The sequence below is a fragment of the Methylobacterium sp. 285MFTsu5.1 genome, from assembly GCF_000383455.1.
Classification (GTDB): Bacteria; Pseudomonadota; Alphaproteobacteria; order Rhizobiales; family Beijerinckiaceae; genus Methylobacterium.
In genome coordinates this window covers 443,779-456,173 of sequence record NZ_KB911271.1, presented here as the reverse complement: position 1 = coordinate 456,173, position 12,395 = coordinate 443,779, and the positions used below count along the sequence as shown (strand labels likewise).

Sequence of the window (12,395 nt, the reverse complement as noted above, 5' to 3'; positions counted from 1 at the left end):
CCGCGGACACATGGCCGACAAGCCGGCCGGCGCGGAGCGCGGCGGCGAGGACGCGGGCATGGACACGGGGCTGGACGCAGATGAGTTCGGGACCCGTCCCGGTGAAGAGAGGGCCACCCTGCCCGCGACCTTCGACGCGGGCCTCCACTTCATCGGCCGACTGCGCACGCCCTGGCAGGCGCGGTCCGACTGTCCGAAGAACGGCCTGCAGGCCGACGCAATCTGCACCGTCGAGGTCGACCCGGCCTACGCCCCCGGCCTGCGCAACGTCACGGGCTGCACGCACCTGATCCTCCTCTACTGGATGGACCGGGCGACCCGCGGCCTCGTGATCCAGCGGCCGCGCCACGCCGACGGCCCCAGGGGCACGTTCTCCCTGCGCTCGCCCGCCCGTCCCAACCCGATCGCCCTGTCGGTCGTGGAACTGCTCGGCCGCGTCGGCGACACGCTCCGCGTGCGCGGGCTCGACTGCCTCGACGGCACGCCGCTCCTCGACATCAAGCCCTACTACGCCTCGACGGACGCGCGGCCCGACGCCCGGGTCGACCGGGCCGGGGCCGAGCCGTGAAGCGCGTCGTTTCCCTCGTTCTCGGCGGGCTCGCCCTCCTGGCGATCGGCGGCTTCGCCGGGTGGCGCCTGCATCGGCCGGGGGCCGACGCGCGGGCCTACGCCGAGATGCGCCTGATCGCCGTGCAGGTCAGCCTCGACGAGGCGCCGCCGGACTACGTGTTCTGGGCCGGCGATTCCCAGGTGGAGCTGCAGCCCGGTAGCCAGCGCCCCTGCGGGCTCGATTTCCTCAACGGCGGGATCAGCGGCGCGACCGCGGGCAGCTATGCGGACTATCTCGCGCGCCTGACCTTCAAGGTGCAGCCCCGGCTCGCGGTCCTGACTATCGGGACCAACGACATCCTGGTGAAGAACAACCCGCAGCTGCACAAGCCGACGGAGCAGTTCGAGGCCGCCGCCGAGACGATCGTCAAGCGGCTGCAGACCCTCAGCTCGCGCGTCGTGGTGACCGCCCTCCCCCCGGTCGGTCGCGAGATCGGCAAGCTGGTCGATGCCGGCGCGGTCGCGGATTACTCGCGCCGGTTGCAGAACCTCTGCGGGCGGCTCGGCTGCGTCTTCACGGATCCGTTCGCCGCCCTTCGCGACGGCGATACGGGCTACGCCAAGCCCGGCGCCCTGCGCGACGGGCTGCACCTCGCGGCGTTCCGGCCGGCGCTGAAGGCGGTCGAGCCGGCGCTCTGCACCCCGTGAGGACCGGCGCCGCGTCATCGCGAGCGGAGCGAAGCAATCCAGGAGCGCGACACGGATCGAAGCGTCATGCTGCTCTGGGTCGCTTCGCTCCGCTCGCGATGACGGCGCGGGATCGGGCCGGACGCCGGCTCACTCCCACTCGATCGTGCCAGGCGGCTTCGAGGTGATGTCGTAGGTCACCCGGTTGATGCCCTTCACCTCGTTGATGATCCGGGTCGCGACCCGGCCCAGGAAGGCCATGTCGAACGGGTAGAAGTCGGCGGTCATGCCGTCGACCGAGGTGACGGCGCGCAGCGCGCAGACGTGGTCGTAGGTGCGCCCGTCGCCCATCACGCCGACGGTCTTCACCGGCAGGATCACCGCGAAGGCCTGCCAGATCGTGTCGTAGAGGCCGGCCTGCCGGATCTCGTCGAGGTAGATCGCGTCGGCCTTGCGCAGGGCCTCCAGCTTCTCGCCGGTGATCGTGCCGGGGCAGCGGATCGCAAGGCCCGGGCCCGGGAACGGGTGGCGGCCGACGAAGCCCTCGGGCAGGCCGAGCTCCTTGCCGAGCACCCGGACCTCGTCCTTGAAAAGCTCGCGCAGCGGCTCCACGAGCTTCATGTTCATGCGCTCGGGCAGGCCGCCGACATTGTGGTGGCTCTTGATGGTCACGGACGGGCCGCCGGTGAACGACACGCTCTCGATCACGTCGGGGTAGAGCGTGCCCTGCGCGAGGAACTTCGCCCCGCCGATCTTCTTTGATTCAGCCTCGAAAACGTCGATGAACAGGCGGCCGATCGTCTTGCGTTTTATTTCCGGGTCGCTGACGCCCTCCAGAGCCGCGAGGAACATCCCCGACGCCTCCACGTGGACCAGCGGGATGTTGTAGTGGTCGCGGAACAGTGCCACGACCTGCTCGGCCTCGCCGAGGCGCAGGAGCCCGTGGTCGACGAACACGCAGGTCAGCTGATCGCCGATCGCCTCGTGGATCAGCACCGCCGCCACGGCCGAATCGACGCCGCCCGACAGGCCGCAGATCACCTTCTCGGAGCCGACCTGCTCGCGGATCTTGGCGATGGCCTCTTCGCGGTAGGCGCCCATGGTCCAGTCGCCCGAGCAGCCCGCGACATCGCGCACGAAGTTGCGGATCAGCAGGGCGCCGTGGGGCGTGTGCGCCACCTCCGGGTGGAACTGGACCGCGTAGTAGTTGCGGGCCTCGTCGGCAACCGCCGCGAAGGGGGCGTTCCTGGAGATCGCCACGGTGGTGAAGCCGTCCGGCAGCTTGGTGACGCGATCACCGTGGCTCATCCAGACCGGGTATTTCTCGCCCTTGTGCCAGACGCCCTTGAACAGCGGGCAGTCGGCCAGGATCTCGACCTCGGCGCGGCCGAACTCCGCGTGGTGGCCGCCCTCGACGGCGCCGCCGAGCTGGGCCGCCATGGTTTGCTGGCCGTAGCAGATGCCGAAGACCGGGACGCCCGAATCGAACACGAGTTGGGGCGCGCGGGGCGAGGCCGCGACGGTCACCGATTCGGGGCCGCCGGAGAGGATTACGCCCTTGGGCTTCTGCTCGCGGAACGCGGCCTCGGCCTTCGTGAAGGGCACGATCTCGCAGTAGACGCCCTCCTCGCGCACCCGGCGGGCGATGAGCTGCGTCACCTGAGAGCCGAAATCGACGATCAGGATCTTGTCGTGGTCGGTGTTCATCGCGGGCGATTATCCGAAGCCCGCGGCGCGTGCAACGCACAAGTCCGGATTGTCCGGCCTTCCGACGTGCCGTCACCGACGGAATGCCGGACCCGACCGTCAGGTCCCGCGCGTCGCCGTCGCCCCGTCGGTGCCGGCGCGGCCAGCCGCGCGCGGCGGTCTCGGCTGGCCCGACGCGCGCCAGCTCTCAGTCGAAGTTGCGGACCTTGGCCGAGCCACCGAGGCTGATCGCGGGTTTCGCGGCGGCGCCGGCGAGGCTCACCTTCTTCTGGCCGGGCGGGGTCTTGGCGCGCAGCTGCGGGGCGGGCTCGGGAGTCGGTCGCGACGGCTTCAAATGCGCCTGGCCGTGGATCACCGAGCCGATCTCTCCCGCCACGCGGATCAGGTCGTCGCGCTCGCAGGAACGGGCGACCTTCAGCCCGAGCTTGTGCATGTGGCTCTTGCCGTAGAGGTAGGCGGCGAGCTGCGCGCGCTTCAGCGGCGGGATCTGCTCCAGGATCAGCGGCAGGTCGAAATCGTCGGCCCGGTACACAGAGCCCAGAACCTCGAGGGTCACCGGGCAATCGACTTCGGGCTCGGCGCCGCTGGTCGGATGCGCTTGCGTCATGGATGCCTCTCGGAGGTCGATGGATCGGGACCGGGCTCGGATGCCCCGGAGCCGGGGTCGAGTTCAACCCCTATCGGAACGGTGAGGTTCGCAATCCTGTCCTGCGCGGGCGCAGGCGTCGGTGGCGGGACAGGTTCGGGCTTCCAAGCGCCCAGGCAGCCGGTGCAGACCGATTCGATCACCGCGCGGGCATGAGCCTGCCGGCGGGCCCAGAGCATCTCCCGGGCGAGGCGCGCCGCCTCGGCGTCCGGCAGCGGGCGGATGCGGATGAAGAGTGGCTCTTGCGCGGCGACGGGTGCCGGTGTCAGGGCGAGGAGCCCGACCAGCGCCATCGCGGGATCGGCGGCACGCCACCGGCGCCGCGGCGCCGACCATGCGGGTCCCGCCATGTCACTCTCCCGCCCGGAACGAGCGCGATACCTCACCCGTCAGGGTAAACCGCCTCTTAACGGCCGCCGCGGCCGCGCGGAACTTCACCTCGGGAAGCCGGTAGAACCAGGGGGGACCGAGCGGGAGACGGCTTGATGCCTCAGATGTTCGACTGGATCTTCTTCGCGATCATGCTGCCGTTCCCGGCCTATCTGGTCTGGGACTTCATGCGGCATCGATAGGCGGGGCGAAACGGCGCTCACCCGCCGGGCGAAGCGGCCGCACGGCCGACCGGCGCGGTCCGTTCGGGCTCGATGCCCGGCTCCGCCGCCTGCTCAGCCCGCCGCCGCTCCTGCGCGCGCCCGAGCCAGACGCTGTTCACGAGCCACGCCATCGACAGCGGGATCGCGGCGCCGGCCACGCTGGCGCTGCCGAGCCCCATGCCCTGGATGCCGGTGAACGACCACGCGCCGACCTGATCGCCCAACCGGTAGACCACCGTGTCGATGAAGCTCTTCGCCTTGTAGCGGTCCTCCCGGGGGACGACGGTGAACAGCACCTCGCGCACCGGCCGGGCGATCGCGAAGTTCCCGGCCCGGCGGAGCACCTGGAACGCCACGATGACGCCGATCGTCGGCCAGAGCGCGAGCGCCGCGAAGCCGAGGATGCTGAAGGCCGGGAGGATCGCCAGCGTGAGGGCGACGCCGATTCGGTTCACGATCCGGCCCGTGAGGAACAGCTGGATGCCCAGCGTGAGGACGTTCACCGCGAGGTCGACGCTGGCGAAGAACGCCGTCTGCGCGCCGCGGTCCGGGAAGCTCCGCTTCGCGATGCCCGCCTGCTCGAAGTACAGGAACGTCGAGGTCACCGAGAACAGCAGCAGGAACAGCGAGATGTTGAGCAGGTAGGGCGATGCGAGAGTCCGGGTGACGCCGGCGAGCACGCTGCCGCCGATCGTCCGGTCCTGCCCGTCCTCGGCGCCCCCGTCGCGGCCCGGCACCTCGTGCAGCTGCGTCGACAGCGCGGCGAGCCCGCGCATGCAGAACACCGCGACCTCGAGGAGCACCACCGCGCACAGCATCAGGCCCCAGGTCGGGACGTTCTTGGCCAGGATCGCCGTGGTCGCCGAGCCCGCGATGGCGCCGAGCGTCGCGCCGGCCGCGATGAAGCCGAACAATCGCTTGCCCTGGGCGTTCGAGAACACGTCGACGATCGTCGCCCAGAAGATCGAGACCACGAACAGGTTGAAGATCGACAGCCAGACGAAGAACACCCGGCCGATCCACACGCCCCACTCGGCGGGCGCGAGGTAGAGCGTCAGCGCGAAGGCCAGGATGTTGGCCGCGAAGAACCGGTACGTGATCGGCACGAACCGCGCCCGCGGCATCCGTTTCACCAGGTAGGCGAAGGGCAGGTTGAGGGCGAGCATCCCCACGAGGGTGGCGGTGAACAGCCAGGGCAGGTTCTCGATGCCGCCGGCGACGCCCATCTGGTCCCGGATCGGGCGCAGCACGTAGTAGGCGGCCAGGATCGAGAAGATGTAGGCCCAGGACCAGGCCAGAGCGCGGCCCTCGCCGGGCTGAACGTCGATCAGGCGCGCGAGCGTGCCGCGGGCGGGTTCAGGCATGGGCCGATCTCACCGGAATGGGCTTCTTCCCCGGACGGGCCTCCCTCGGGGAAGGCTCGGTCGGACCCCTCGCCGTTGCGGGGCCCGGCGAGGGGCCGGACGACGCGCCTACTTCGCCAGTCCGAGTTTCTCGCGCATCTCCGGCGCGGTGACGTCGTGACCGAAGCCCGGGCTGCCCATGGCGAACTTGTCGGCATCCTTGAGCGGGCCGACCACCACCGGGTCGAACCCGGCGTCGCGGACGAGGCCCTCGGCGACCTTCAGCGCCTCCGGGTCGTCCCCGGCGATCGGGATCGCCATCCGCCCGCCCGCACGACCCTTGCCGCCGTCCGCGCCCTCCTTGGCGAAGATCTTGTAATTGGCCGCATTGAAGGCGCGCACGATCTTGGCGCCGGGGAAGTACTTGGCCGAGGTCGCGCCGATCCCGCTGGCCTGGACCTCGTCGTAGAGCGCGCCGTCGCGCTTCTGCGTGGCGTTGCCGGCATCGAGCACGACCTTCCCCTTGAGGGACGGGCCGATCTCCTTCGCGAGGTCCGGATAGGCCTTGTAGGGGACGGCGATGAACACGGCGTCGCCGAACTCGATCGCCTCCTCGGGCGTGCCGGCCCTGGCCTTGGGCCCGAGCTCCGAGACCATCGCGGCGAGCTGCTCCGGGTGGCGGGAGGCGAACATGACCTCGTGGCCGTCCTTGACCCAGAGCGACCCGATCGTGCCGCCGATGTTCCCGGCGCCGATCACGCCGATCCGGATCTTCTTCGCGCCGTCCTGGGCCGCGGCGGGCACGGAAGCGGGAAGAGCGGCGGCCACGGCGAGGCCGGCCGCGAGGGCGAGCGCTGCGCGGCGCGAGGTGAGATCAGACCGCATCGATGAACGTCTCCATCTGCTTGCGCTGCGCCGCGTCGGGCAGCTTGCCCCGCGCGGCCCCGAGGTTGTCTTCGACATAGGCGGCCTTCGCCATGCCGGGGATCGGGCAGGTCACGGCCGGGTTGCCGAGCACGTATTTCAGGAAGAACTGCGGCCAGCTCGCGCAGCCGAGATCCTTGGCGACCGCCGGCAACTCCTTGCCCTGGACCGCCTTGAACAGGCGATCGCGGCCGAACGGCACGTTGGTCATCACCGCCACGCCGCGATCCGCGGCCAGCGGGAGTACGCGCTCCGCGGCGGCACGGTTGTCGATGGCGTAGTTCACCTGGATGAAGTCGAGGCTCTCGCGCTTCATGACGGCCTCCAGGGCGTCGAGCTGGTTGTCGCGCCAGACCGTGACGCCGACGTACCGGACGCGCTTCTGCGCCTTCAGATCGCGCAGGACCGCCAGATTCCCGGTCACGTCGATCAGGTTGTGGACCGCCACCAGGTCGAGGGTGTCGACCTTCATGCGCTTCAGCGATCGGTCGAACTCCGCGAGCGTCGCGTCGCGGCCGGTCGTGTCGACCTTACTGGCGAGGAAGATCTTCTGGCGCAGGCCGGGCTCCGCCAGGATCAGGCCGAGGACGTCCTCGGCGGTGCCGTAGCTCGGGGCCGTGTCGATCACCGATCCGCCGAGTGCGACGAAGGTCTTCACCGCCTCCTTCAAAGGCGCCACCGCCTCGGGCGTCGGCTCGACCTCGTAGCGCCGGGACGTGCCGATCCCCATGGCCGGAAGCATCTCGCCGGTGGAGGGTATCGGGCGGCGGATCAGCGGCTCGGCCGCCGCGGCGAGGCGGCCGGCGAGCGGGGCGATAGCGGCTGCGGCGATGACGGCGCGACGGGATACGGGCATGGCCGGCCTCCGACGGATTCAGGACCTGCCGGGAGATAGGGCGCGTCCGCGCTCTGTGTATTCTTAATTCTCACGCTTCCGCGAGGGATGCGCGCTGCACCTTCGAGGCTCGGTCTAATCTTCCTCGGGCGGGTCCTCGAATTCCGCGCCCTCGGTATCGGGGGCGATGCGGAACCGGTACTCGTCGATCGCCAGGAACGCCCGGTGGGCGACCTGCGGATCGATCCCGTCGCGGACGACCAGGGTCTGGAAGTCGATGAACAGGCGCGCGACGCGGGCCTCCTCCGTCAGGGTGGCCAGGGCGGACGAGCTCGCGCCGGCGCGCATCATGTAGCGCTTGGCCTCTCCGGCCGCGTCTGGCGCGGGCAGGACGACGACCTGCCCGGCGGTCTCCGGCTTCAGATCCGCCCAGCGGACGGGCGTCCAGGCGATGATGGCGTCGGTGTGCTTCATCGAAGGCTCCGGCAGGTGGACGGGGATCCGCCTACCGGGCGCGGCCGGGAACGTCGAGGCTCCCGGCGTTCCGGATCAGGGTGCGCGCTCCATCTGGCCACGGATCTCGCCCTTCGGGTTCGCGGCGGTGTGGAGGTTGAAGTAGACCTTCCCCGCCTCGAGATCGGCGGCCTTGGCGTCATCGAGGGCCGCCTCGCCGGTGAAGGGGCTGCTCGCCGCCGTCACCGGCACGAGCACGCCGGCATTCTCGCCCGCCTTGGCCGGTCCGTGGAAATGGGCGGCCGTGACCGGCCCGGTGAGGCCGCTGTACTGGCCCGACCAGCTCAGGCGCTTGGTGGCGGGATCGAAGGTCGCGGTGATCTCGCCCTTGCCGGAGGACGCGGTTGCCGGGACCTCGCTGCCGCCGGTGAGCGCCGCGCGGTAGGTGACGTCCTTGCCCGCGGCGAATGCCGGACCCGTGGCGAGCGGCACCCCGAGGACGAGAAGGGCGGCGAGGCTGGTGGTCCAGCGATGGCTCTTGCGCGCTGTCATCGAACGCTCCGCGATCTGACGGGCCGTCGAGCGGCCCGTGCCAAACCTAGCGGGCCGGGACAGGTCGGACATGGCGGACGGGCTGTCGCCGAGCGATTCTCGGTGACAGCCAAGCGTTTCCCTCCCGCGCGCGACGGCACGCGGCCTGCCCGACCTCCGGAGGCGCGATTTGCTCACGGGAAGACGTTGACACGGAGCGCCCGCTCTTCCTATACCGCCGCCACTGCACGCATCGTCTCGATGGACGGTCGCGGCTCGTGGCGGGGTAGCTCAGCTGGTTAGAGCAGAGGAATCATAATCCTTGTGTCGGGGGTTCAAATCCCTCCCTCGCTACCAACAGTTTCATTAGTCGACGTCTATAAATTTCAAGTCTCATCTGAGCGTGCCGACCTCTGTGTCGGATCTGGGCCGCAGCCGGAACGCTGATCCTGAGGATCGCAAATCCTTCCGCGAGCGGCCGGTCTCTAGCACAATCAGTTCTTCGCTCGAGCGCTTCGGTCGCACGCGAAGCCACTCACTTTTCAATCCCGTCTCGCTTGCCGCGAAGCAATGGACGTCTGGACTTGCTTCAGGATCTTGTACGGCTTGCTTTCGAGGACGGAGATCGGCGCGTCGAGCGCTACCGACCTTTCGATCTCGGCCGGCCCGACAGCTGATCGGGTCGCGACCCTTTAAGGCAGGCGAAGGTTGATGCCGGCGAACACCGTCCCGTCTTGAAAGTTCAGGACGGTGTCCGTCCATCGCATGACGCGGCGGCCACGATTGCCGGGCGGACCGCGGCTGCCGGTCCGGACCGGCGGGCGACCGTGATCTCTCCAAACGGAACCGGCCGGGACTGGATGGCTTGGCCTCCTGATGCACGACTTCGAAGAGACGCCGGCCATTCGGGAGACGGTGAAATCGATCGGCCCGGACGTCGGCGCGATGTCGCGCGCGCAACTTGAGGCGGAGGTGCTGCGCCTGCGCTCGAGGCTGCCGGAAGCAGGGGGCGAGACCGTCGGCCGGGAGGTGCGCCCGGTGCATCGGACCGCCGGGCAGGACGCGCCAGCGAGCGAATGGCGCCACCGGGTCGTCTTCGACAACGTCAGGGACTTCGCCATCGTCGTCACCGACCGCGACGGCTCGGTCATCGACTGGAACCCCGGCGCCGAGCGGATCTTCGGTTGGACGTCGGAGGAGATGCGCGGGCAGCCCGCCGACCGGATCTTCACGCCCGAGGACCGTGCGGAGGGGCGCCCTGAGGCCGAGATGCGGCTCGCGACGAGCGAGGCGCGCGCCTCCGTCGAGCGCTGGCACCTCCGCAAGGACGGCAGTCGCGTCTGGACGTCGGGCGAGATGATGCCGCTGCTCGACGAGGCCGGTGCGCATCGCGGGTTCACCAAGATTGTCCGCGACCGCACGGCCGAGCATCTGGCCGCGAGGGCGCTGAGGGAGCGCGAGGCCCACCTCCGGCATACCGTCGAACTGAATCCCCAGGTGCCGTGGACCTGCGACCCGGCGGGCAACATCACCTCATACTCGAACCGCTGGCTGGAACTGACGGGCCAGGCACCCGGCGAACCCGACGGCGCGGGCTGGATGAAGGCCCTGCATCCGGAGGACGTCCCCCACACGGTCGCGGTGTTCTCGGCCTGTCTCGCCTCGGGCGAGCCGGTCGACGTGGACTATCGCATCAACATCGCGGCGACCGGCACGTACCGCTGGATGCGGGCGCGCGCGCGTCCCCGCCGCGACGGAGCCGGCGCCATCGTGGCCTGGTACGGGGTGGTTGAGGACATCCACGACCGCCGCCTGGCCGAGGCGGCGCTGCAGGAGAGCGAGGCCCGTTACCGGACGCTGTTCGAGACGGTCGAGGTCGGGTTCTGCATCCTCATGATGCGGTTCGACGCGGACGGACGGGCGGTCGATTACCTGATCGAGGAGGCCAATCCGGCCTTCGCCCGGCAGACGGGGGCCGACGTCGCCGGCCGCTGGGTCAGCACGTTCGCGCCCGACCTCGAACGGCACTGGTTCGACAGCTACGGCCGCGTCGCCCTGACCGGGGAACCCGCCCATTTCGAGAACTACGCCGCCGTGTTCGGGCGCTGGTTCGACGTGCGTGCGCATCGGGTCGGGGACCCGCGCGACCACCGCGTCGCGGTCTTCTTCAGCGACATCACCGCGCGCAGGAGCGCCGAGTTGCTGGCGGAGGCCAGCGCGCGCGAGCTCCGGCTCATCACCGACGCGCTGCCGGTGCTGATCGCGTTCATCGACGCCGGCCACGTCTACCGCTTCGCCAACGAGGCCTACAAGGACTGGTTTTCCGCCCCGCCCGGCGATGTCGTCGGACGCGATGTCCACGCGCTGCTCGGCCCGGCCGCCTACGCCGTGCGGCGACCCTTCATCGATCGGGCGCTCGGGGGTGAGCCCGTCACCTTCGAGACGGACTGGCCGCACCGCGACGGGCGCCACCGCGTCGCCGAGATCCGCTACCTGCCGCGACGGACCGCCGGCGGCCGCGTCGACGGTTTCCACGTCTTCGTGCAGGACGTGACCGTCCGGGTGCAGACGGAGGCCGACCTCGCCCGCCAGGTCGCCGTCCGGACCGCCGAGCGCGACCAGATCTGGCAGGCCTCGTCCGACCTGCTCTGCGTGGCCAACCTCGACGGCTACTTCGTCGGCCTCAACCCGGCCTGGTCGCGAACCCTCGGGTGGACCGACGCCGACATGAAGGCGCGGCCGTTCCTCGATTTCGTCCACCCCGACGACGTCGCGTCGACCGTGGCGGCGGCGGGGGGACTGTCGCGCGGGGAGGCCCAGCTCACGTTCGAGAACCGCTACCGCCGCAAGGACGGCAGCTATGTCTGGCTGTCCTGGAACGCGGTGCCCCGCGACGGGCTGATCTACTCGTCCGTGCGCGACGTGACCGAGATCAAGCAGCAGGCCGAGGCGCTGGCCAAGACGGAGGAGGCTCTGCGGCAGTCGCAGAAGATGGAGGCGGTCGGCCAGCTGACCGGCGGCCTCGCACACGATTTCAACAACCTGCTCGCGGGCATCTCCGGTTCCCTGGAACTGATGCAGACGCGGATGAGCCAGGGGCGGATGGGTGACCTCGACCGCTACATGAGCGTCGCCCAGGGCGCGGCCAAGCGGGCCGCCGCCCTGACGCATCGCCTGCTGGCCTTCTCCCGCCGCCAGACCCTCGACCCCAAACCCACCAACGTGAACCGCCTCGTCCACGACATGGAGGAGCTGGTCCGGCGCACCGTCGGTCCGGCCGTCCACTTGGAGGTCGTCGGTCTCGCGGGGCTGTGGCCGGCGCTGATCGACCCGGGCCAGCTGGAGAACGCGCTGCTCAACCTGTGCATCAACGCCCGCGACGCGATGCCGGACGGTGGTCGCATCACCATCGAGACCGCCAACAGGTGGATCGACGAGGTCGGCGGCCGCCAGCACGACCTCGCGCCCGGCCAGTATCTCGGCGTCTGCGTGACCGACACCGGCACCGGCATGGCGCCGGACCTGATCGGAAAGGTGTTCGAGCCGTTCTTCACCACAAAGCCCACCGGCGAGGGCACGGGCCTCGGCCTGTCCATGGTCTACGGCTTCGCCAAGCAGTCCGGCGGGCAGGTGCGGATCTACTCCGAGGTCGGCGCGGGGACGACGGTCTGCCTCTACCTGCCGCGGCACTACGGCGAGGCCGACGAGGACGCGGTCGCGCGCAGGCTTTCCGAGGTCGAGCAAGCGGGCCAGGGCGAGACGGTGCTGGTCGTCGACGACGAGCCCTCGGTGCGCATGCTGGTCACCGAGGTGCTGGAGGACCTGGGCTACACCGCCATCGAGGCCGCCGACAGCGTCGCCGGCCTGAAGGTGCTGCAGTCGGACGTGCGCATCGATCTGCTGGTGACGGATGTTGGCCTGCCGGGGGGCATGAACGGGCGACAGATGGCGGACGCCGGCCGCGAGCGGCGACCGGACCTGAAGGTGCTGTTCATCACCGGGTACGCGGAGAACGCCGTGCTCGGGAACGGCTACCTTCGGCCCGGGATGCAGGTCTTGACCAAGCCGTTCGTGCTGGAGACCCTCGCCTCCCGCATCAAGGACCTCATCGCCGAGACTTGAACCCC

11 protein-coding genes and 1 tRNA gene are annotated in these 12,395 nt (G+C 70.0%); 4 read left to right on the top strand and 8 right to left on the bottom strand.

Annotated features, from left to right (window positions below; translation table 11 throughout):
• The first annotated feature begins 58 nt into the window (after positions 1-58).
• Together tsaA and H288_RS0106405 are read left to right on the top strand one after the other, a co-directional pair.
• Entirely contained in the window at positions 59-568 is a 510-nt protein-coding gene (gene tsaA / locus H288_RS0106410) for a tRNA (N6-threonylcarbamoyladenosine(37)-N6)-methyltransferase TrmO (RefSeq protein ID WP_042674310.1), read from the top strand.
• Positions 565-1,257, top strand: coding sequence for a GDSL-type esterase/lipase family protein (locus H288_RS0106405; RefSeq protein ID WP_020091763.1), 693 nt, complete (start codon positions 565-567; stop codon positions 1,255-1,257). Before tsaA ends, H288_RS0106405 begins: the two co-directional genes overlap by 4 nt.
• Before the next feature lie 129 nt (positions 1,258-1,386).
• Here the strand turns inward: H288_RS0106405 and guaA are convergent, their stop codons facing one another.
• The 8 genes from guaA to H288_RS0106360 all read right to left on the bottom strand — a co-directional run bounded on the left by guaA (position 1,387) and on the right by H288_RS0106360 (position 8,289).
• Positions 1,387-2,943 (bottom strand): glutamine-hydrolyzing GMP synthase, encoded by a 1,557-nt coding sequence (gene guaA / locus H288_RS0106400; protein ID WP_020091762.1) that lies wholly within the window; start codon positions 2,941-2,943, stop codon positions 1,387-1,389.
• Positions 2,944-3,130: 187 nt separating this feature from the next.
• A complete protein-coding gene (locus tag H288_RS0106395; protein WP_020091761.1) occupies positions 3,131-3,550 on the bottom strand; it encodes a hypothetical protein in 420 nt (139 codons plus the stop codon).
• Positions 3,547-3,939 carry a hypothetical protein gene (locus H288_RS0106390; protein ID WP_026604729.1) on the bottom strand — a complete coding sequence of 131 codons (393 nt, stop codon included), beginning with the start codon at positions 3,937-3,939 and terminating at the stop codon, positions 3,547-3,549. Before H288_RS0106390 ends, H288_RS0106395 begins: the two co-directional genes overlap by 4 nt.
• Before the next feature lie 239 nt (positions 3,940-4,178).
• Complete coding sequence (locus tag H288_RS0106380) at positions 4,179-5,546, bottom strand: MFS transporter (protein ID WP_020091759.1); 1,368 nt, start codon at positions 5,544-5,546, stop codon at positions 4,179-4,181.
• A 108-nt stretch (positions 5,547-5,654) separates the two neighbouring features.
• The gene (locus H288_RS0106375; RefSeq protein WP_020091758.1) at positions 5,655-6,410 is read right to left on the bottom strand and encodes an NADPH-dependent F420 reductase; all 756 of its coding nucleotides are present in this window, start codon (positions 6,408-6,410) and stop codon (positions 5,655-5,657) included.
• The gene (locus H288_RS0106370) at positions 6,400-7,305 is read right to left on the bottom strand and encodes an aldo/keto reductase (protein ID WP_020091757.1); all 906 of its coding nucleotides are present in this window, start codon (positions 7,303-7,305) and stop codon (positions 6,400-6,402) included. The genes H288_RS0106375 and H288_RS0106370 overlap by 11 nt, the downstream gene beginning before the upstream one ends.
• Before the next feature lie 114 nt (positions 7,306-7,419).
• On the bottom strand, positions 7,420-7,758 hold the full coding sequence (locus H288_RS0106365) for a hypothetical protein (protein ID WP_020091756.1): 339 nt from the start codon (positions 7,756-7,758) through the stop codon (positions 7,420-7,422).
• A 75-nt stretch (positions 7,759-7,833) separates the two neighbouring features.
• Positions 7,834-8,289, bottom strand: a complete 456-nt coding sequence (locus H288_RS0106360; RefSeq protein WP_020091755.1) for a CHRD domain-containing protein — start codon at positions 8,287-8,289, stop codon at positions 7,834-7,836.
• 259 nt (positions 8,290-8,548) lie between these two features.
• Between H288_RS0106360 and H288_RS0106355 the strand changes: the two genes are divergently transcribed.
• Positions 8,549-8,625 (top strand) — tRNA-Met (locus tag H288_RS0106355).
• 519 nt (positions 8,626-9,144) lie between these two features.
• Entirely contained in the window at positions 9,145-12,390 is a 3,246-nt protein-coding gene (locus H288_RS33830; protein WP_020091753.1) for a PAS domain S-box protein, read from the top strand.
• The last annotated feature ends 5 nt before the right edge of the window (positions 12,391-12,395 follow it).